The organism is Amycolatopsis thermalba, assembly GCF_003385215.1.
In the GTDB taxonomy this organism is placed as follows: domain Bacteria; phylum Actinomycetota; class Actinomycetes; order Mycobacteriales; family Pseudonocardiaceae; genus Amycolatopsis_E; species Amycolatopsis_E thermalba.
The window spans coordinates 41,800-63,230 of sequence record NZ_PQHW01000031.1 but is presented as its reverse complement, the minus strand read 5'-3'; the positions used below and the strand labels follow the sequence as shown (position 1 = coordinate 63,230).

The 21,431-nt window shown below is 71.8% G+C and carries 15 protein-coding genes; 7 read left to right on the top strand and 8 right to left on the bottom strand.

From position 1 onward, the window contains the following. Positions 1-161 precede the first annotated feature (161 nt). Positions 162-1,133, top strand: coding sequence for a zinc-binding dehydrogenase (locus D0D15_RS15140; RefSeq protein ID WP_162830575.1), 972 nt, complete (start codon positions 162-164; stop codon positions 1,131-1,133). 310 nt (positions 1,134-1,443) lie between these two features. Here D0D15_RS15140 and D0D15_RS15135 read toward each other — a convergent pair whose 3' ends face one another. After that, on the bottom strand, positions 1,444-3,087 hold the full coding sequence (locus D0D15_RS15135; RefSeq protein WP_115944516.1) for a thiamine pyrophosphate-binding protein: 1,644 nt from the start codon (positions 3,085-3,087) through the stop codon (positions 1,444-1,446). Between the two features lie 22 nt (positions 3,088-3,109). Beyond that, a complete protein-coding gene (locus D0D15_RS15130; RefSeq protein ID WP_094008642.1) occupies positions 3,110-4,111 on the bottom strand; it encodes a glutathione S-transferase family protein in 1,002 nt (333 codons plus the stop codon). Between the two features lie 95 nt (positions 4,112-4,206). Between D0D15_RS15130 and D0D15_RS15125 the strand changes: the two genes are divergently transcribed. Beyond that, positions 4,207-5,571 carry a WS/DGAT/MGAT family O-acyltransferase gene (locus tag D0D15_RS15125; protein WP_094008641.1) on the top strand — a complete coding sequence of 455 codons (1,365 nt, stop codon included), beginning with the start codon at positions 4,207-4,209 and terminating at the stop codon, positions 5,569-5,571. Between the two features lie 38 nt (positions 5,572-5,609). On the opposite strand, the gene D0D15_RS15120 is transcribed toward D0D15_RS15125, so the two are convergent. From D0D15_RS15120 to D0D15_RS15110, 3 genes are all read right to left on the bottom strand, one after another. Beyond that, positions 5,610-6,584, bottom strand: coding sequence for an aldo/keto reductase (locus D0D15_RS15120; RefSeq protein WP_094008640.1), 975 nt, complete (start codon positions 6,582-6,584; stop codon positions 5,610-5,612). Between the two features lie 481 nt (positions 6,585-7,065). Beyond that, the gene (locus tag D0D15_RS15115) at positions 7,066-8,457 is read right to left on the bottom strand and encodes an amidase (protein ID WP_094008639.1); all 1,392 of its coding nucleotides are present in this window, start codon (positions 8,455-8,457) and stop codon (positions 7,066-7,068) included. A gap of 9 nt (positions 8,458-8,466) precedes the next feature. Beyond that, positions 8,467-9,453, bottom strand: coding sequence for a D-2-hydroxyacid dehydrogenase (locus D0D15_RS15110; RefSeq protein WP_094008644.1), 987 nt, complete (start codon positions 9,451-9,453; stop codon positions 8,467-8,469). Between the two features lie 99 nt (positions 9,454-9,552). Here D0D15_RS15110 and D0D15_RS15105 point away from each other — a divergent pair, with 99 nt between their 5' ends. The 4 genes from D0D15_RS15105 (at position 9,553) to D0D15_RS15090 (ending at position 12,465) form a co-directional block, all read left to right on the top strand. Next, positions 9,553-10,293 (top strand): maleate cis-trans isomerase family protein, encoded by a 741-nt coding sequence (locus D0D15_RS15105; RefSeq protein ID WP_094008638.1) that lies wholly within the window; start codon positions 9,553-9,555, stop codon positions 10,291-10,293. 42 nt (positions 10,294-10,335) lie between these two features. After that, positions 10,336-11,052: a maleate cis-trans isomerase family protein gene (locus D0D15_RS15100; RefSeq protein ID WP_094008637.1), complete on the top strand. Its 717-nt coding sequence runs from the start codon at positions 10,336-10,338 to the stop codon at positions 11,050-11,052. A gap of 3 nt (positions 11,053-11,055) precedes the next feature. After that, positions 11,056-11,721, top strand: a complete 666-nt coding sequence (locus D0D15_RS15095) for a GntR family transcriptional regulator (RefSeq protein ID WP_094008636.1) — start codon at positions 11,056-11,058, stop codon at positions 11,719-11,721. Between the two features lie 81 nt (positions 11,722-11,802). After that, positions 11,803-12,465, top strand: a complete 663-nt coding sequence (locus D0D15_RS15090) for a hypothetical protein (protein ID WP_094008635.1) — start codon at positions 11,803-11,805, stop codon at positions 12,463-12,465. Between the two features lie 28 nt (positions 12,466-12,493). Here the strand turns inward: D0D15_RS15090 and D0D15_RS15085 are convergent, their stop codons facing one another. From D0D15_RS15085 to D0D15_RS15070, 3 genes are all read right to left on the bottom strand, one after another. Continuing rightward, on the bottom strand, positions 12,494-16,795 hold the full coding sequence (locus D0D15_RS15085; protein WP_167481512.1) for a cation-translocating P-type ATPase: 4,302 nt from the start codon (positions 16,793-16,795) through the stop codon (positions 12,494-12,496). A 759-nt stretch (positions 16,796-17,554) separates the two neighbouring features. Next, positions 17,555-18,613: a tartrate dehydrogenase gene (locus D0D15_RS15075; RefSeq protein ID WP_094008633.1), complete on the bottom strand. Its 1,059-nt coding sequence runs from the start codon at positions 18,611-18,613 to the stop codon at positions 17,555-17,557. Further along, a complete protein-coding gene (locus tag D0D15_RS15070; RefSeq protein ID WP_094008632.1) occupies positions 18,610-20,073 on the bottom strand; it encodes an NAD-dependent succinate-semialdehyde dehydrogenase in 1,464 nt (487 codons plus the stop codon). Before D0D15_RS15070 ends, D0D15_RS15075 begins: the two co-directional genes overlap by 4 nt. A gap of 95 nt (positions 20,074-20,168) precedes the next feature. Here D0D15_RS15070 and D0D15_RS15065 point away from each other — a divergent pair, with 95 nt between their 5' ends. Next, on the top strand, positions 20,169-21,428 hold the full coding sequence (locus D0D15_RS15065; protein WP_094008631.1) for an aspartate aminotransferase family protein: 1,260 nt from the start codon (positions 20,169-20,171) through the stop codon (positions 21,426-21,428). Positions 21,429-21,431 lie beyond the last annotated feature (3 nt).

Below are 21,431 nucleotides of genomic sequence, written 5' to 3'. Positions count from 1 at the left end.
CCGGCTACTGACCCGCCTGGCCTTCGGGTTCAAACACGCCGACGCCCTGATCTCCCTCGCACTCCTCGCGCTCGGCGGCTACCGCCCCGAACTACCTGACCGCACCCACACATAGATCAACAGAGCCTGATTAACGTGGCGTTGTCTGAAGGGGGACGAACATGCGAGCAGTCGTGGTGGACGGTCCGGGCGGACCGGAGGTGTTGCGGGTACGGGAGATTCCCACACCCGAGGTGCGGAACGGCTGGGCCCTGGTACGGGTCGAGGGGTTCGGGCTGAACCGGTCGGAGCTGATGACCCGGCAGGGGCTTTCGCCGAACGTGCGGTTCCCGCGGGTCCTGGGCATCGAGTGCGTCGGCGTCGTCGTGGACTCCGTGCGGCTGGCGCCGGGAACCACGGTGGCCGCGGTGATGGGCGAGATGGGCCGGGAGTTCGATGGCGGGTACGCGGAATACGCGCTGCTGCCGGAGGATCTGCTGATCCCGGTGGAGACCGATCTGCCGTGGGACGTCTTCGCCGCGCTGCCGGAGACCTACCTGACGGCGTGGGGATCGCTGGCCACGTTCGGCGCGACTTCGCCGGGGCAGAGCCTGCTGATCCGCGGTGGCACGTCGTCGGTGGGGATGGCGATGTTGTCGCTGGCGCGGGAGCGCGGGCTGGTGACGATCGCGACCACGCGCAACCGGGAGAAGGTGGCGGCACTGGAGAAGGCCGGGGCGTCACACGTCGTGGTGGACGGCGGGGACATCGCCGCCGGTGTTCGCGCACTGTGCCCGGAGGGCCCGGACTACGTGCTGGACCTGATCGGAGCGCCGACGGTGGCGGACTCGCTGCGGCTCGCCGCGCGCGGCGGAACGGTGTGCGTCACCGGCATGCTGAGCGGCGAGTGGTCGATCCCGGACTTCCAGCCGACGGCCGTGATCCCCTCCGGCACGAAGCTGACGGCGTTCCAGAGCAACGACATCCAGGGCAAATCCGGCGGCGAGGCACTACAGGCCATCGTCGACGGCGTGGCGCGCGGCGTGTACCAGCCGAACCTCGACCGGGTCTTCCGGCTGGACGAGATCGTCGAGGCCCACACCTACATGGAGAACAACCAGGCCACCGGCAAGGTGGTGGTCCGCAATGCCTGACCGGACACGCACCGCACGAAACCACCTCCACCGATGGCCCCGGTGGCGAGATTGCTTCCGCCTGCCCGGATCCACGACCAGCGGGGCCCGGCGACCCTCACCGCGACCGCATCGCCCGATACCACCGCGGCGACGTATTCACCGGTGGCTTCAACGACGCCCGCACCACCAACACATTCGGCTCATCACTGCGCACGAACTCCCCCAGCAACCGCCAACGCCCACACCCAACGGAGAACAACCAGACCACCGGAAAGGTGGCGGACCGCGGCAGCCCGGATCCACGACCAACCGGGCCCAGCAACCACCCTCACCGCGACCGCATCGCCCGATACCACCGCGGCGACGTATTCACCGGTGGCTTCAACGACGCCCGCACCACCAACACATTCGGCTCATCACTGCGCACGAACTCCCCCAGCAACCGCCGGAACGCACGGCCGAAACCCTCCACCCGGCCGGCGTCCACGCCGAACGACCGCGCCAGACCGACGAAGTCCGGCGTGTGCAGGTTGACCCCGCGGTGCGGCAGGCCCTCCCGGTCCTGGTCGAACCGCAGCATGCCGTAACCACCGTCGTCGACGATGATGACCGTCACCGGCAGCGACTCCTGCGCCAGCGTGGCCAGATCGCCGCACCCGTACAGGAACCCGCCGTCGCCGCTGATGCACACCACCCGGCCCGCCCCGGTGGCCGCCGCACCCAGCGCGGCCGGGAAGCCGAACCCGAGCGTGCCCCAGCCCATGGGGTAGGCGAACCGGTGCGGCGCCGCCACGCGGTGGAACCCGCCCGCCCAGTAGCCGGCGATGCACATGTCAGCCACCAGCATCGCGCGGTCGGGCAGGGTCTCTTCCAGCGTGCGCAGGAAATCCGCGGCCTGCGGCTCCTCGCTGCGGATCCGACGGCGCACCTGGTCCGACACCCGCTGCAGTCGCTCGGTCAGCTCCGCCAGCCCGGGCCGCGCCGGCAGGCCCTGCAGCAACTGGGGCACCACGTCTCGTGCGTCGCCGACCAGGGTGATGTCGGGCGGGTAGTTCTTGGCCGCGTCCTTGGGGTCGACGTTGATCACGATGAGCTTCGGCGGCTTGGGCATCAGCCAGTTCTGCGTCATCAGGCCGTCGAAATCCGTGCCGATGCCGAGCACCACGTCGGCCTCGTCCCACAGCGCGCCCACCTCCGGGGCGTGCACGGGGGTCGGCGCGGCACAAGGGTGCGCCGGCGGCAGCAACCCGCGCGCGGCGAACGTCGTGATCACCGGCGCGGCGAGCTTCTCCGCCAGCTGCCCGATCACGGCGCCGGCCTCGGCTCGCACCGCGCCGCCACCGGCCCAGATCAGCGGCCTCGACGCCATCGCCAGCATGCGCCGGGCCGCGTCCAGATCCGCCAGTGCCAGCGCCGGGAAAGCGTCCGTCGGCTCCGGGTCGGCGCCGCGGGAACCGTTGTGCCGCAGGAAATCCGTGGGGATCCCGACGTACACCGGACCGCTCTGCGGCCGCATCGCCAGCCGGGCGGCGCGCAGGACCGTGGGCGCCAGGTCCTCGGGTGTCTCGACGGTGACCGCCGCCTTGGTGACCGGCGCGAACAGCGCGGCCTGGTCGCTGGTCTCGTGCAGCACACCGCGCACCATGCCGGGCCGCCGCAGTCCCGCCGGGATGTCGGTGGCGATCACCAGCACCGGCGAACCCGAGGCCATCGCCTCCCCGACCGCGGCGATCGTGTTCGCCGCGCCCGGCCCGGTCGTCACGATCGCGACGCCGAGCTTGCCGGTCGCCCGCGCGAACCCGTCCGCGGCGTACCCGGCGGTCTGTTCGTGCCGGACGCCGATCAGCCGGAGCGGGCTGTCGGCCAGCGCCTCCCAGATCGGCAGGTTGTGCACGCCCGGAAGACCGAACGCGACCTCGGCCCCGAGCTCGAGCAGCGCGTCCACGAGGTGCTGGGCGCCGGTCTTCGTCACGCCGTCAGAGTATGGCACCCCGTCACCACTGCGGGGGCACGACCTCGTCCTGGGGCGGTGGCCCCGGTGGTGTGCCGTCGCCGAACGGCCGTCCGCCCAGGTCGGCGCGCCCGTGCGGCTCGGCCCACGCGGAAAGGTCCGGACCACCGGGCACGATCCGCGTCGGGTTGACCTGCTCGTGCACCTGGTAATAGTGCCGCTTGATGTGGTCGAAGTCCACGGTGTCGCCGAAACCGGGGGTGGTGAACAGATCCCGCGCATACGCCCACAACACCGGCATCTCGGTCAGCTTGTGCCGGTTGCACTTGAAGTGCCCGTGGTAGACCGGGTCGAACCGGACGAGGGTGGTGAACAGCCGGATGTCGGCCTCGGTGATCGTGTCCCCGACCAGATAACGCTGCCGCGACAACCGGTCCGACAGCTCGTCGAGCCGGGCGAACAGCCGCCGGTAGGCGTCGTCGTAGGCGGGCTGCTTCGTGGCGAAGCCCGCCTCGTACACGGCGGCGTTGACGTCCCGGTGCACCGCGCGGTTGATCTCGTCGATCTCGTCGCGCAGCTTCTCCGGGTACAGATCGGGCGCGCCGTCGCGGTAGTGGGCGACCCACTCGGTGTCCAGGTCGAGCGTGATCTGCGGGTAGTCGTTGGTCACCAGCTTGCCGCTGGGGATGTCCACGATCGCCGGCACGCTGATACCGCCGTCGTAGTCCGGGTCGGCGGCGCGGTAGGCCTCGCCGAGGAACTCGATGCCCAGCACGGGATCGCGCCCACCGGGGTCGAGCGTGAACCGCCAGCTGCGCTCGTCCTGGATCGGGTCGGCGATCGCGACGGACAGCGCTTCCTCCAGTCCCATCAACCGGCGCACGATCAGTGCGCGGCTGGCCCACGGGCACGCGCGGCTGACGACCAGCCGGTAGCGGCCCGCCTCGACGGGCCAGCCATCCGCGCCGTCGGCCGTGATCCGTGCCGTGAAGCGGTTCGGCGATCGCTTGAACTCGCCCCTTTCCGGGTCCGTCGGGATGGTCATTCCCTCAGCGTAGATTGTGCTCCGGGCCGTAGCAGTGCGCGTAGACTCCATGACCCTGGGCACGCAAGCGCCCCGGACCGGAGAGGTGGTCACCGATGCCGTTGATGCCCTTCACCGACTCGATGTTCCTGCTGGTGGAAAGCCGCGAGCACCCGATGCACGTCGGTGGCCTGCAGCTGTTCCAGACCCCCGACGGCGCCGACCACACCTATCTGCGCAGCCTGCGTGAGGACCTGGTCAAGAACACCGACGTCCGCCCGCTGTTCCGGCAGCGGGTGGCCCGCCCGGTGAACACGCTCGGTTACGCGGCCTGGGCGCGCGACGACGATCTCGACCTCGACTACCACTTCCGGCATTCCGCGCTGCCGTATCCGGGCCGGGTCCGCGAGTTGCTGGAGCTGACCTCGCGCTGGCACAGCACGCTGCTCGACCGGCACCGTCCGCTGTGGGAGATCCACCTGGTCGAAGGCCTGCAGGACGGCCGGTTCGCGATGTACAGCAAGGTGCACCACGCGCTGATGGACGGCGTTTCGGCGCTGCGGCACCTGCAGGGCACGTTGTCCGACGATCCGGACGACCGCAGCTGCCCGCCGCCGTGGGGCTCGCGTCAGATGCCGCGCGGCAAGCCGCCGCGTAACGCACGGTCACTGCTGCGCATGGGCACCGGCTCGCTGAAGCAGATCGCGGGAATCGCGCCGGCGGCGGCGAAGGTGGCGCGGGAGGCGTTCCGCGAGCACACGCTGCTGCTGCCGATGCAGGCCCCGAAGACGATCTTCAACGTCCCGATCGGCGGCGCACGCCGGTTCGCCGCGCAGTCGTGGCCGCTCAAGCGGGTGCGCGCGATCGCCACCGCCACCGGGACCTCCCGCAACGACGTGGTGCTCGCGATGTGCTCCGGCGCGCTGCGGGACTACCTCATCGAACAGCGCGCGCTGCCGGACGCGCCGCTGATCGCGATGGTGCCGGTGTCGATGCGCAAGCCGACCGACACCGGTGAGGCGGCGGGCAACCAGATCGGCGCGGTGCTGTGCAACCTCGGCACGGACAAGCCGGATCCGGCGTCGCGGCTGATGACGATCCACCAGTCGATGCGCGAGGCGAAGCGGATCTTCAAGGAGCTGACGCCGCTGCAGGCGCTGCTGCTGTCCGGCATCAACGTGGCGCAGCTGGGCATTTCGCCGGTGCCCGGGGTCGTGACCAACACGCGACCGCCGTTCAACCTGGTGATCTCGAACGTGCCCGGGCCGCGCAAGCAGATGTACTGGAACGGCGCGAAGCTCGACGGCATCTACCCGGCGTCGGTGCTGCTGGACGGGCAGGCGCTCAACATCACGCTGACCAACAACGGGGACAACCTGGATTTCGGGATCACCGGTTGCCGCCGGTCGGTGCCGCACCTGCAGCGGATCCTGACGCACCTGGACACCGCGCTGGAGGAACTGGAGTTCGCCGCGCGCTGACGGTGGCGGGGGCCGTGGGCCGGCCCCCGCCTCTCGCGTCAGGCGACGCCCTCCGGGCTGGCGCCCTCGACCTGGACGCCGCGCGAGGTGATCTCCTCGATGCGGGCGAGGTCGTCACGGGTGAGGTCGAGGTCCGCCGCGGCGACGCTGTCCTCGATGTTGCGGGCCCGCCGCGCGCCGACGATCGCCACGTGGACGCCCGGCTGGTGCAGGGTCCACGCGATGGCGAGCTGGCTGACGGTGGCGCCCTTCTCGGCAGCGAGGTTCTTCAGCTGCTCGACGACCTCGAGGTTCTTCTGGAGGTTCGCGCCCTGGAACGCGCTGGACTTGGCGCGCCAGTCGCCGGGCTCGAACGTGGTGTGCGGCGTGAGGGCGCCGGTGAGGAGGCCGCTGCCGAGCGGGCTGTAGACGAGGACGCCGATGTTGTGTTCGCGGCAGTACGGGAGCGGGTCGTCCTCGATGGCTCGGCGGAACAGGTGGTAGGGCGGCTGCAGGGTCTCGACCGGGCGGGTGCGGTCGAACGCGGCCAGTTGTTCGGTGTCGTAGTTGGACACGCCGACGTGGCGGATCTTGCCCTGGTCGACGAGTTCCTGCAGGGCCGAGGCGGTTTCGTCGGCCGGGGTGTCCGGGTCGGGCCAGTGGACCTGGTACAGGTCGATGTGGTCGAGGGCGAGGTGGCGCAGGCTTTCCTCGACGCCCTTGCGCAGCCAGTCGCGGCGGGCGTCGCGGGGCCGGTCGCTGCCCGGGTTGATGCCGCCCTTGGTGGCGATGACCAGGTTGTCGCGGTCGCGCTTCAGCTCGTCGCGCAGGGCACGGCCGAGGAGGGCTTCCGACTTGCCGAAGCCGTACGCCTGGGCGGTGTCGAAGAAGTTGACGCCCAGCTCGCGGGCGTGCTGGATGGCCTGGACGGCCGCGTCCTCGTCGAAGGAGCCCCAGTCGCCGCCGAGCTGCCAGGTCCCGAAGGCGATCCGGGAGACGTCGAGTCCGCTCTTGCCCAAAGTCGTTCTCCGCATGGGTCCAGCACAACACACGGCGAACGAAGCCGCATCGCGGAGCGGGGGAGGTCCTTTGTGGAGCGGGTGGCGGCGGTGGGTGGATGACTGGACCGTTCATCACCCAGCGAGGTTCCCACTCACGCAGGCCCTCCCCAAGCCGGCCGAAGCACCCACCTCACGCGGCGGTGAACGGACCATTCATCGCCGCGCGAGGTGCACGTCTCATCGGGTTGTTAGTGGCGTGCCAGAGTGGGCTTCTCGTCGAACCGTGAATGGACCGTTCATCGGTGTGCGAGAGGTACCAGTCATTGGGTTGTGAGTGGTGCCTGTCTGGGTGGGCTTCTCGTCGGTGGTCCGTTCACTCGACACCGCCTGGAACACCCGCCAACACACCGCGAAGGATCGGCCCCCCTCATCCCGAAGCAGCAACGCCCACCTCACCGCGAAGCAGCAACAGACGCCCCACCCCGGAGCACCAAGCCAGCCCACGCGGCAAACCTCAACGCCCCGCCGGCCGATCCGTCGGCCACGGGCGAACCTCCTCGACCAGCCGCGCGACCGCAAGTACCAGATCATCCGAGTGCCGCGGCCCCACGATCTGCAACCCCACCGGCAGCCCGTCCGCCGTGAAACCCGCCGGTACGCTGATCGCCGGTTGTTGGGTCATGTTGAACGGGTACGTGAACGGCGTCCAGTCCGGCCAGCCGCTCATCCCGCTCCCCGGCGGCACCTCGAAACCCGCCTCGAAGGGCGGGATCGCGACCGTCGGGGTGATCAGCACGTCGAACCGGCTGTGGAACTCGCCCATCAGGATTCCCAGCGACGCGCGCTCCGCGTTGGCCGCCAGGTAGTCCGCCGCCGAGTACGTCTTCCCCTGCTCCCACACCCGCCGCAGGCCCGGGTCCACCTTCGCCTCGGAACCGGGCGGGAACGTGTCCAGCCACTGCGCCGCGCCGGTCGACCAGAGCACGTCGAACGCCTCCCGCGGGTCGGCGAAGCCCGGGTCCGTCTCCTCGACCCGCAACCCGGCCTCGTCCAGCGTCGCGACCGCCGACGTGACGATCCGCCGCACCTCCGGATCCACCGAAGCCCACCCCAGTGTCGGCGAGAAAGCCGCGAACAACCCCCGCACGTCCCGCCGCACCGCCTCCCGGTACGCGCCCGCCGGCGGCTCCAGCGCGTTCGGGTCCCGGTGGTCCGGCAACGCGAGCACGTCCAGCAACAACGCCACGTCCGACACCGACCGCGCCATCGGCCCGGCGTGCGACAACGCCCCGAACGGGCTCGCCGGCCACAACGGGATACGACCGTATGTCGGCTTCAGCCCGACGATCCCGCAGAACGACGCCGGGATCCGCACCGACCCGCCACCGTCGGTGCCCACCGACAGCTCACCCATCCCGGCCGCCACCGCCGCGCCGCTGCCGCCACTCGACCCGCCGGGGGTCTTCGCCGGGTTCCACGGGTTGCGGGTCACGCCGGTCAGCGGGTTGTCGGTCACGCCCTTCCACGCCAGCTCCGGCGTGGTCGTCTTGCCGAGCAGGACCAGCCCGTTCTCCCGCAGCCGCGCGGTGACCGGGCTGTCCACGTCCCACGGCTGGTCCGGATCGATGCACGTCGAACCGCGCAGGGTCGGCCAGCCCTGGGTCAGGAACATGTCCTTGATCGAGGTCGGCACCCCGTCCAGCGAGCCGATCGGGTTGCCCTCGCGCCACCGCGCCTCCGACGCCTTGGCGCCCTCGCGGGCCACCTCCGGGTCGACCAGGCAGAACGCGTTGCACTCCCTGTCCCGCTCCTCGATCGAGCGCAGCGCGGCCTCGGTCGCTTCGACCGGGCTGATCTCGCCGGTCGAATACGCGGCGACCAGCTCACTCGCCGTCAACAGGGTCATCGGAACTCCTCACCGATCGGACGGCACGTACCCCAGCTGCTTGTCCACGACATTACGAAGAGGGGCGCCAGTCTGCCAGCGGTGGAAGTTGTCCGCGAACACCTCGACCAGCGTGTCCCGCCACCCGATGAAGTCACCGGACATGTGCGGCGAGACCAGCACGTTCCGCATCGTCCACAGCGGACTGTCCACCGGCAGCGGCTCGGTGTCGAACACGTCCAGCGCGGCACCGGCGATCCCGCCGGTCCGCAGCGCCTCCACCAGGTCAGCGGTGACGACCAGCTCACCCCGGCCGACGTTGACGAACCGCGCGGACGGCTTCATCGCGGCGAACGCGGCCGCGTCGAACAGGCCCTTCGTCTGCTCGGTCAGCGGCGCCACGGCGACGACGTAGTCGTACCCGGGCAGGTGGTCCACCAGCCGGCCGGAGGCGTGCACGTCGCCGAAGTCGGGGTCTCCCGAGCGCGCCCGCCGCCCGGCACCCGCGACGCGCATCCCGACCGCGCGCAGCATCCGCGCGATCGCCCTGCCGATCGGCCCGGTGCCCACGACCAGCACCGACCGCCCGGCGATCCGCTCGGTCTCGCGGTGCTGCCAGCGGCTCGCGCGCTGCAGGTCGAGCGAGGTGTGCAGGTCCTTGGCGAAGGTGAGGATCACTCCCAGCACGTACTCGGCGATCGAATCGTCGAAGACGCCCCGCGAGTTGGTGAGCACGACGTCGCTGTCCCGCATCCCGGGGAACATCACCGGGTCGACCCCCGCGCTGGCGATGTGCAGCCACCGCAGCCGGTTCGCGGCGTGCCACGCGTCGGGCACCGCACGGGAGAGGAAGTCGTAGACGAACAGGGCGTCGGCGTCCCGCAGCGCGTCGGCCAGGCCGGCCTCGCCGGTGTAACGCACCACGGCCGCGGATTCGATGGGCTGCATGGCTGGCGATTCGGTGAGGTTCCGGGCCTGGTCGTCACCGCACAGCACCGCCAGCACCGGTTTCTCCATGCCGATCACCGTTGACACGGTAAGAGCCGGTCGTATGATTGTCAACAATCCGAGGAGCCACCCCGGAGGCTTCCTTCAGAACGTCCCGGAGGCTGAGCCTTGGATTTCGACTTCCCTGTCTTCGACGGGCCACTGGCGCAGCGAGGCATCGGAGTCATCGCACCCTTCGACCTGGCCCTCGAGCGCGAGCTCTGGCGCTGGATCCCGATGGAGGTGTCGCTGCACCTCGCCCGCACCCCGTACGAGCCGGTGCCGGTCAGCATGGAGATGGCGCAGCTGGTCAGCAACCACCAGCACCTGGCCGCCGCGACCCGCGACGTCCTGCACGTCGAGCCGGAGGTGGTCGCCTACCTGTGCACGTCGGGCAGCTTCGTCAACGGCCTCGACTACGAGCGGTCGTTGTGCAAGGCGATCTGCGACGCCGGCGCCCCGGACGCGGTCACCACGTCGGGCGCGCTGGCCGAGGTGCTGCACCTGCTGGACGTCCACCGCGTCGCGGTCATCACCCCGTACGACGCGGACCTGACGCAGAGCCTGCACGACTTCCTCGCCGAGCTGAACGTGGACACCGTCTCCAGCGACCACCTCGGGCTCGGCGGCGGGATCTGGAAGGTCAGCTACCGCACGATCGCCGAGCGGATCCTGGGCGCCGACCACCCGGACGCCGAGGCGATCTTCGTGAGCTGCACGAACCTCCCGACGTACGACGTGATCGAACCGCTGGAGGTGGCCCTGGGCAAGCCCGTGCTGACCGCGAACCAGCTGACGATGTGGGCCTGCCTGAGACGCATGGAGCTGCCGATCGTCGGACCCGGCAAGTGGCTGCGCGAAGTGTCCTGAACCCGCTACCGTAGGATTGTCGACAATACTGGAGGTTTGTGCATGGCGACCGTCGGCTTCATCTACCCGGACCACGCCGCGGAGGACGACTACCCGTTCGCCGAGCGGCTGCTGGGCTACCGGATCTCGCTGCCGGTCGAGCACATCTACGGCACCGACCTGCACGCCGTGCCCGAGCTGCTCGACCTGGGCAGCGAGACGCGGTTGGCCGAGGGCGCCGCGCTGCTCGCCAAGCACGAGCCGGACGCGGTGGTGTGGGCCTGCACCAGCGGCAGCTTCGTCTACCGCTGGCAGGGCGCGCACGAGCAGGTGGAGAAGCTGTCGGCGGCCGCGGGCAAGCCGGCGTCGAGCACGTCCTTCGCGTTCGTGCGGGCCGCGCAGGCGCTCGGGCTGACGCGGGTGTCGGTGGCCGCGAGCTACCCGGACGACGTGGCGAAGCTGTTCGTCGAGTTCCTCGGCGCGGGCGGGATCGAGGTCGTCGCGATGTCGAGCGAGGACATCGACACGGCCGCCGAGGTGGGCCGGCTGAGCCCCGAGGCCGTCGTCGAACTGGCGGTGGCGCATGATCACCCGGCGGCCGACGCCGTCCTGGTCCCGGACACGGCGATGCGCACGCTGGGTGTGCTGGGCGCGATCGAGGAGCGGCTGGGCAAGCCGGTGCTCACCGCGAACCAGGTGACGATCTGGGAAGGGCTCCGGCTGACCGGCCAGGTGCCCCGGTGCGAGCAGCTGGGCAGACTGTTCGCAGAAGGCAGGTGAACGATGGCCCTGACCGACATCGAACCGGTGAGCCGGGAGTCGACCGCGGCGATCATCGCGCGGCAGCTCCGCGAGGCGATCATGAACGGCACGTTCGCGCCGGGGACGCAGCTCGGGGAGACCGAGCTGGCCGGCCGGTTCCAGGTGTCCCGCGGCCCGCTGCGCGAGGCCATGCAGCGGCTGGTGTCGGAGGGCCTGCTGCGCAGCGAGCGGCACCGCGGGCTGTTCGTGATCGACCTCGAACCGGAGGACGTGCACGACATCTACTCGGCGCGGTTCGCGATCGAGCGGGCGGCGCTGATCCGGGTGCTGCGGCACGGTGACCGCGAGGGCCTGGCCGTCCGGCTGATGGACGCGGTCGAGGACATGGCATCGGCCACCGACGGGGACGAGGTCTCGGCGGCGGACGTCCGGTTCCACGAAGAGCTGGTGGCGGCGTCGGGGTCCAAGCGGCTCGGCCGGATGGCGCGCACGCTGCTGATCGAGACGCGGATGTGCCTGTCCGCGCTGCACCGCACCTACGCGACGAACGAGGAGCGGGTGACCGAGCACAAGCGCATCGCGGAGGCGATCGGCGCCGGCGACGAGGAGCTGGCGGTGTCGCTGCTGGAGGCGCACATGGAGGACGCGGTGCGACGCCTCGCCCCGGGCACCAGCCTGCACGCCTGATTCGTGCCGCCGTAACGGAAAGCCACCGGTCGGCGATCTTCGTTCCGTCCGCGCGCGACGCGGCGTCACGAGGAGGTCCGCGTGCGCGGGTGGCTGTTGGTTGCGCTGTTGGCCTTGTCGGCGTGCACGGTGACACCGCCGCCGGAGCAGCCGGAGGACGCCGCTCCTACAGCGCCGGGGTCCGCGCGGCCGCTGCCCACACCCGAGGACCAGCAGCGGTTGGTGTCGGTGATGCTCACCGACGACGACGGGGCACTGCTGGATCTCGATCGCGCCTCCGGGGCGGTGCCGTTCGCCGAGCCGGATGACAAGGGCTACGCGCTCGTCGAGAAGTGCGCTGACACCCTGACCTCCGACGCGAACATCGTCGCGGCCGAGCGCGCACAGTGGCAGAACGAGGACTACGCCGTCACCGAGCTGGCTGTCCGTTACGAAGTGATCGAGGCGTCGGCGGCGGTGTGGGAGGTGCGGATGACTTCCGGGTGCCGGGGCGACGTCGGGCCCGGCCGGATCGTCACCGTGCAGGTCCCGCCCTTCTCGGACATCGACGCCGGGGTCGCGTTCTGCACCATCGGCGAGGACGACCTGTCCCAGTGCGTCGTGGTCGAGGCCGTGGGTGATCTGGCCGTCGCCGCCGAGGTCAAGCAGCTGGGCAACACCAACCGCGCTCGCCTGGGCTCCGCCCAGGTCTTCGTGCAACGGCTGGCCATCGAGCTGGGCCAGCGCCTGGAACGGGCCACGTGAACCGGCCCGCGCTCACCCGCGCCTGACCTCACTCCTCGATCGTCCGGCCGACCACCGCGCCCAGCGCCGTCGCCGCGCCCGCGCTGCCCAGCGCCATCCCCCAGCCGATCGGGCCGAGCGGGGTGCAGCCGAAGAACTGGCTCACGCCCGGCGTCTGGATGACCGCCGCGAGCAGCGCCACCGAACCGAGCGACGTCGCCAGCACCGACCGGTTCCAGCCGCCCGTCAGCAGGGTCTGCCCGAGCTGCGTGCCGACCAGCCCGGCCAGCGCGACCGTGCTCGCCCGGCGGCCGCGGCCCGTCGCGCGCGCCAGCATCCACGCGGTCGTCGCGCCGAGGGTCGTCACCCCGGCCCGCACGCCGATGTCCTTCTGCAAGCGCTTCCCGAGCGAGCTCTCCGGCCCTTCCCGCAGCAGGTCGGCGCCGTCCTCGGGCCGCCGCAGCGCGATCGCCAGCGCCGGCGCCAGGTCGGTCAGCAGGTTGACCAGCAGGAACTGCCGCGCCCCGAGCGGGGAACGGCCGGTCAGGGTCGCGCCCAGCACGCTGAACCCGATCTCGCCGAGGTTCCCGCCGAGCAGGATCGCCAGCGCCTCCCGCACCGATGCCCACATCGCCCGGCCCTCGACGAGCGCCGAGATGATGGTTTCCAGCCGGTCGTCGGTCACCACCAGGTCGGCCGCGGTCAGCGCGGCCGGGGCGCCGTGCCCGCCGAGCGCGATGCCGACGTCCGCGAGCCGGATCGCGGGCGCGTCGTTCGCGCCGTCGCCGGTCATCGCGACCGTGTGGCCGTGTTTCTGGTACGCCTTGATGATCCGCACCTTCTGCGCCGGGCTGCACCGCGCCACCACGTCCACGGTCTCCAAAGTGGACGCCAGCTGCTCGTCGTCCATCGCGTCCAGCTCGGCGCCGGTCACCACGTGCAGGTCGGCGCCGTCCTCGCTGACCTTGCCCGCGATCGCCTCGCCGGTGTCCGGGTGGTCCCCGGTGATCATCACGATCTGCACGCCGGCCGCGCGCAGGTCCGCCGCCGCGGCCGCGGCGCTCCCCCGCACCGGGTCGGCGATCGCCACGAAACCCTTGAACCGCAGGCCCCGCACCGCGTCCTCGTCGAGGTTCGCACTGTCCGGTGTGGACTCCGCGACCGCGAGCACCCGCTGCCCCGCCTTGGCCAGCTTCTTCATCCGCCCGGCGAGCTTCTTCCGCTGCGCCTCGCCCAGATCGCACCGCGGCAGCACCGACTCCGGCGCGCCCTTGACGCTCAGCACCAGCCCGCCGTCGCCCCGCATCAGCGAGGCGTGGTAGCCGCGCGAGGGCTCGAACGGCACCGCGTCGACCAGCTCCCAGCCGTTCGTCTGCACGGAAACCCGTTGCGCGCCTTCGACGATCGCCCGGTCCGTCGCGTGCGGCAGGTCGGACGGGTCGTCGGCGTGCGGGGTCGCCCGCAACGCGGCGAGCAGCACCGACTCGGTCGCCTCGTCCAGGTCCTCGATCTTGCGACGCTGGTGGCCGTCGTCGACCTCGTGGACGGTCAGCGTGCCCTCGGTCAGCGTCCCGGTCTTGTCGAAGCACAGCACGTCGACCCGGCCCAGCGCCTCGATGCTGCGTGGGTTGCGGACCAGCGCGTTGTGCTCGGCGAGCCGGCGCGCGGCGGCCAGCTGCGCGGCGCTGACCAGGAACGGCAGCCCCTCCGGCACCGATGCGACGGCCAGGTTCACCGCCGCGGACAGGCTCTGCCGGAGCGGCACCCGGCGCAGCAGACCGGCCCCGGCGACCGCGACCGCCGACCCGATCGCCAGCGGCATCGCCTTCGACGTCAGCTCGGCCAGCCGGGTCTCGACACCGGTGACCGGCGCGTTCTCGCGCGCCATCGCCATGCTGCGGCCGGCCTCGGTGTCCGCGCCGGTCGCGACGACGACGCCGATAGCCTCCCCGACCGCGATCGTCGTGCCCTCGTAGAGCATCGACGCGCGCTCGGCGACGTCCCCGGCGATCACCGGCGCCGGGTCCTTGGACACCGGCAGGGACTCACCGGTCAGCGACGACTCGTCCGCCTCGACGCCGTCGGCTTCGAGCAGGCGGCAGTCGGCGGGCACGACGTCGCCGGAGGTCAGCTTGATGACGTCGCCGGGCACCAGGTCGTCGGCGCTGACCACACGCTCCCGGCCGTCCCGGATCACGGTCGTGCTGATCGCCGACCGGCTCAGCAGCTCGGCCAGCTGCTTCTCGGTGTGCACCTGCTGGACGCTGCCGACCAGCGCGGACACGCCGGTGATCCCGGCGACGAGCGCGGCGTCCACCGGCGACCCGACCGACGCGGCGTGGGCGGCGCCGCCGATCAGGACCGGGGTGAGCGGGTTGGACAGCTCGTTGATGAACGCCTGCATCAGGCTGGTCCGGCCGCCGCTGCCGGTGCCGCGGGCCCTGGCGCGCTTCTGGGCGGCGTCGTCGCTGAGGCCGTCCGGATCGGTGCCGAGGCGGTCCAGCACGACGTCGACCGGCATCAGGTGCCAGGGCGCGGCGTCCCCGGCGAGGCTGGTGTCGCGGTCGGCGAGCCGCTTCGCGCGGCGGTGCGCGTTGGTCAGGGCGACGGCCGCGCCCAGGTTCACCGCCCGCATCGCGCGGTTGGCCGGGCTGCGGCGCCCGGGCTGCAGCGCGGCGACCGCGCCGACGCCGGTCGCGCCCTGCGAGAGCCAGATGCTGTCGCGGTTGACCTCGCGGGCGGCGGCGATCGCGTCGACGACCAGGGCCGCCACGCCGATCTCCTCGCCGATCAGCAGGTGCGCGCCCCACGGCGGCGGGTCGCCGGGGCGCTGCGTGCCGATGCCGCAGTCGGCGGCGCCGAGCGCGCGGCGGTCGTCGGACACCAGCATCACCACGTGCTCGTCGCCCTGCAGCTCGCGCACGGTCGAGACGAGACGGTCGCCGCCGGGCATCAGCCGATCGGCTTCGAACGCGGCGTGGCCGCCGTTGGCGCTGATCACCTCGATGTTCGAGCGGCGCGCGGCGGCGATCACCGCCGCCACGCCCGGCGGCACCTGCCTGCCGAGCACGATGACCGCGGCGAGCTGCTGGTCGTGCACCAGGCCGAGGACCGCGGCCGCGCCGCGCTTCTCCAGCTGCTCGCGCTCGTGGGCGCCCTGGTCGACGCCCAGCTCGTCGAGCGGGCCGAGGCGCCAGCCGTTGTCTTCGTGGACCTTGCCCGGGGTGTGCGCGTCGAACAGCTGCCACGCGCGTTCGACCAGCTCGCGGGAGTCGCCGTCGCCGAGCGGGATGAGGTCGTTGAGAACCATCCGGCCGGTGTCGAAGGCCTGCTCGTCGAGGACCAGGGTGTCGATGGTGTCCAGGTGGCGGAGCACGCCGCGGTCCATGACCAGCACGCCCTCGGTCGCCAGCACGCGGCCCAGGCGCGCGCCGAACGCGGTGCGCCCGGCCTCGGCGGCCTTGGGCAGCGCGGCCAGGCCGATGCCGATCGCGCGGCGCGGGCGCGTGAACGGCAGGGACACGGCGGCCGCGGCGGCGCCGAGGTTGAGGATGCGCTGCTCGTACTGTTCGACCGGGCCGTCCGGGATCTCGCGCGGGCGCTCGACGACGACCGGGCCGGCGGCGGCGTCCTCCGGCCCGTGGATCAGGCGGCTCTCGGCCTGGCACCACAGCCGTTCGTGCGCGCGGGCCTCGCGCCACTGCTCGGCGCGCTGGATGATGTCGACGATCGTGCCCTCGCCACCGGAGGCCAGGCCCTGCGCGAACGCGCCGAAGGCCGAGGTCGCGGTGTCGGCCTTCTCGCGACTGCCCACGCGCTCGGCGGCGATCTCGTCCAGCCGCGGGTGCAGGTCGACGACGGTGGGCAGCGCGGCGATCTCGGTCGGGATCGGCGCCCACGGCGCGAGGCGGGTGATGAGGGACAGCCCCAGGCCGAGGGCGTCCGCCGCCAGGGTCGGCAGGAGGCGCGTGCCGCGCAGGCCGTCGGCCGGGTGGTGCAGCTCGTCTTCTTTGATCTCCTCGCCGACGCCGTTGGGGGCGCTCTCGGCCTCGGCGACGACGCGGATCAGCTCGTCGCTGTCCGGGGCGGGGTCGGTCACGCCGATGATCACCCGGGAGGAGGGCGCGTTGACCCGGGCCCACGCGACGCCCGGCTGACGCTGCACGGCCTGCTCGATGCGCTGCGCCACGGCTTCACCGCCCGGCCCGTGCACCCCGTGCGCCTCGATGTGCAGCCGGCCTGGGCAGGACCACACCCGGCGGCGGGGCCTGCTCAGCGGGGACAACACCACCCCGGCGAGGCCCTTCACCGCCGACACCGGACCGGGCACCCGGACACCCAGCAACTCCATGAACCACTCCCGCACCTCGACTTCTCAGGTGCCTGGGTTGCCCATTCCGGGTGAAGATATGCCTGCCGCCGCAGGTCGGCCCCGGGTTCCCCGGCCAGGCCGGGAGGCGCTGCCGACTCGCGCCCAGGCGGCGAGTTGCCCGCTCGGGAGCGCGAGTTCCACGTTCGGGACGGCGAGTTGCTCACTCGGGAGCGCGAGTTCCACGTTCGGGACGGCGAGTTGCTCACTCGGGGCGGCGAGTCCGCCGACGCGGCACCGCCCGGCCCGGCCGGTGGCGGGCGGGCCCGGCAGACCGAGCAGCGCCGGACGGCAGGCCGGACCGCGCCTGCCGCCGCGCGGCGGCGGGTGGCAGAGCAGGCAGCGCCGGCCGCCGCGCAACGTTCGGTGGCCAACAGCACCTACCGCCGCGCAGCGCCACGTGCAGACCAGCCAGCACTACCGCCGCACAGCGGCGGCGAGCCGCGCCGCGCGGGTCCCAGGCCGGAGAGCGCCTACCGCCGCGCAGCGGCGGTGGCAGGCCGGGCAGCGCGAGTCACAGGCCGGGCAGCGCGAGTCACAGGCCGGGCAGCGCGAGTCACAGGCCGGGCAGCGCAGGTCACAGACCGAGCAGCGCGGGTCACAGGCCGGGCAGCGCGGGTCGCAGGCCGGGCAGCGCGGGTCGCAGGCCGGGCAGCGCCTACCGCCGCGCGGCGTCGGCCACCTGCCCCCGCCGTGCGGCGGGTGCCGCCTGCCATCGGGGGCGACAGGCGGCACCCGCGATCAGGCGAGCGCCGCCGTGATGGCGGTTCCCAGTTCGGTCGTCGTCGACTTGCCGCCCAGGTCCGGGGTGGCCACCTCGCCGGCCGACAGAACCTCCTCGACCGCCCTGTGCACCGCCGCCGCGGCTGTCTTCTCGCCGAGGTGCTCCAGCATCATCGCGCCCGCCAGGATCTGCGCCACCGGGTTCGCGATGCCCTGCCCGGCGATGTCCGGGGCACTGCCGTGCACCGCCTCGAACATCGACGGGAACTCGCCCTCCGGGTTGACGTTGCCGGACGGCGCCATGCCCAGCCCGCCCGTCACCGCCGCCGCCAGGTCGCTCAGGATGTCGCCGAACAGGTTCGACCCGACGACCACGTCCAGCCGATCCGGGTGCTGCACCATGCGCGCCGCCAGCGCATCGATGTGCGTCTGTTCACTGTGGACGTCCGGGTACTCCGCCGCGATCTCGGCGAAGATCTCGTCCCAGAACGGCATCGTGTGGATGATCCCGTTCGACTTGGTCGCCGAACACACCCGCCCACTGCGGGTCCGGGCCAGCTCGAACGCGAACCGGATGATCCGCGACACCCCGGCCCGCGTGAAGATCGACTCCTGCACGACGAACTCGCCCGGCTGCCCCGGGTTGTGCCGCCCGCCGATCTGCGAGTACTCGCCCTCGGTGTTCTCCCGGACGATCACCATCTCCAACTCGTCGGCCTCCCGGCCGGCCAGCACCGACGTCGTCCCGGGCAGCAGCCGCACCGGCCGCAGGTTCACGTACTGCGCGAACGCCCGCCGGATGGGGATCAGCAGCCCCCACAGCGACACGTGGTCCGGCACCCCGGGGAACCCGACCGCGCCGAGCAGGATCCCGTCGAACGGCCGCAACTGGTCGATGCCGTCCTCCGGCATCATCCGGCCGGTCTTGGTGAACCGCTCGCAGCTCCAGTCGAACTCCGTCCACTCCAGACGGAACCCGTGCAGCTCACCCGCGCGGTCGAGGACCTGGCGCGCCTCGGCGGTGACGTCGACCCCGATGCCGTCACCGGGGATGCTCGCGATCCGGTAGGTGCTCACAGGCTCACCGCGATGTACTTGGTCTCCAGGAACTCGTCGATGCCGACGGTGCCGCCCTCGCGGCCGAGGCCGGACTGCTTGACCCCGCCGAACGGCGCCGCCGGGTTGGACACGATGCCCTGGTTCAAGCCGATCATGCCGGCCTCCAGCGCCTCCGACACGCGCAGCGCCCGCTTCAGGTCATTGGTGTAGACGTAGCTGACCAGGCCGTACTCGGTGTCGTTCGCGGCCGCGACGGCCTCGTCCTCGTCGTCGAACACGCTGATCGGCGCGACCGGGCCGAAGATCTCCTCGCTCGCCATCCGCGCATCCCGCGGCACCTCGGTCAGCACCGTGGCCTGGTAGAAGTTCCCCGGACCGTCCACAGTGGTCCCGCCGGTGAGCACCTTCGCGCCGCGCGAAGTGGCGTCGGCGACCAGCTCGGTCACCTTCGCCACCGCGTCGGAGTCGATGAGCGGGCCGACCACCACGCCCGGCTCGGTGCCGCGGCCCAGCGGCAGCGCGGACATCCGCTCGGTCAGGCGCCGGGCGAACTCGTCGGCGACCCCGCGCTGCACGTAGAACCGGTTGGCCGCGGTGCACGCCTCGCCGATGTTGCGCATCTTGGCCTGCATCGCACCCTCGACCGCCGCGTCCAGGTCGGCGTCGTCGAAGACCAGGAACGGCGCGTTGCCGCCCAGCTCCATCGACGTGCGCAGCACCTTGTCCGCGCACTGTTCGAGCAGCTTGCGGCCGACCGCGGTGGACCCGGTGAACGACAGCTTGCGCGCCCGGCCGTCCTTGATCATCGGCTCCATCACGCCGCCCGGGTCGCTGGTGGTGACGACGTTGAGCACGCCCGCGGGCAGGCCGGCCTCGGTCAGGATCGCGGCCAGCGCGAGCATCGACAGCGGCGTCTGCTCGGCCGGCTTGATCACCATCGTGCAGCCGGCGGCGATCGCCGGACCGATCTTGCGGCCGCCCATCGCCATCGGGAAGTTCCACGGCGTGATCAGCAGGCACGGCCCGACCGGCTGCTTGGTGACCAGGAACCGGCCGGACCCGTTCGGCGCGACCTGGTAGCCGCCGTCGATGCGCACGGCCTCCTCGGCGAACCAGCGGAAGAACTCGGCGGCGTAGGCGACCTCGCCCTTCGCCTCGGCCAGCGGCTTGCCCATCTCCAGGGTCATCAGCAGCGCCAGCTCGTCGACCCGCGAGTTGAGCAGTTCGTAGGCGCGGCGCAGGATTTCGCTGCGCTCGCGCGGCGCCGTCTTCGCCCAGTCGGCCTGGGCGGCGACCGCGGCGTCGAGGGCGGCCTTCCCGTCCTCGGGCGAGGCGTCGGCGACCTCGCAGAGGACCCGGCCGGTCGCGGGATCCTCGACGGCGAAGGTCCGTCCACCGCTCGACGGGACCCACTTCCCGCCGATGAACAGCTCCTTGCCGACGGCGTCCACGACACCCGATTCGGTCAGCTCGCCCATCAGTCCTCCTGATCAACCTTGCGCCTGTCCACGGGCCATGCTAGACAGATTGTCAACAATCTACAAGCTCACTCCGCGTTAGGAGTTCCGCCGTCATGGCCCAGCTCTCCCCCCTGCTCAAGCAGGCCACTCCGGTCGTCGTCGAGCACGGCGAAGGCGCTTACCTCTACGACACCGACGGCAACCGCCACCTCGACTTCACCGCCGGGATCGGCGTGACCAGCACCGGCCACTGCCACCCCAAGGTGGTCAAGGCGGCGCAGGAGCAGGTCGGCAAGCTGATCCACGGCCAGTACACGACCGTGATGCACCAGCCGCTGCTCAAGCTGGTCGAGCGGCTCGGCGACGTGCTGCCCACCGGCCTGGACTCGCTGTTCTTCGCCAACTCGGGCAGCGAGGCCGTCGAGGCGGCGCTGCGCCTGTCCCGGCAGGCCACGAAGCGGCCGAACGTCATCGTCTTCCAGGGCGGGTTCCACGGCCGCACGGTCGCCGCCGCCTCCATGACCACCTCCGGCACCCGGTTCAGCGCGGGCATCTCCCCGCTGATGGGCGGCGTGCACGTCGCCCCCTTCCCCTACGCCTACCACTACGGCTGGGACGAGCAGACCGCGACGAAGTTCGCGCTGCGCGAACTGGACTACCTCTTCCAGACGATCAGCGCCCCGAACGAGACCGCCGCGTTCTTCGTCGAGCCGATGCTCGGCGAAGGCGGGTACGTGCCGGCGAACCCGGAGTTCATGGCCGGGCTGCGCGAGCGCGCGGACCAGCACGGGATCCTGCTGGTGATCGACGAGATCCAGACCGGTTTCGGGCGCACCGGCCGGTTCTGGGGCCACGACCACTTCGGCGTGCGGCCGGACGTGGTGCTGATCGCGAAGGGCCTGGCGAGCGGTTTCCCGCTGTCCGGCATCGCGGCTTCGCAGGAGCTGATGTCCAAGGCGTTCCCCGGTTCGCAGGGCGGCACCTACGGCGGCAACGCGGTGTCCTGCGCGGCCGCGCTGGCCACCCTCGACGTGATCGAGGAGGAGAACCTGGTCGAGAACGCGGCGGCGCGCGGCAAGCAGCTGCTGGAGGGCGCGCGGCTGATCGGCGACAAGACGCCGGAGATCGGCGAGGTGCGCGGGCTCGGCCTGCTCGTCGGGTCGGAGTTCACCAAGGCCGACGGCACCCCGGACACCGCGACCGCGGCGGCGGCGCAGCAGGAGGCGGCGCGGCGCGGGCTGCTGCTGCTCACCTGCGGCGCGTACTCCAACGTCGTGCGGATGATCCCGCCGCTCGTGGTCACCGCCGAGCAGATCGACGACGCGCTCGCGATCTGGGCCGAGACCGTCGCGGCCGTCACCGGTTCCAAGTAGGGA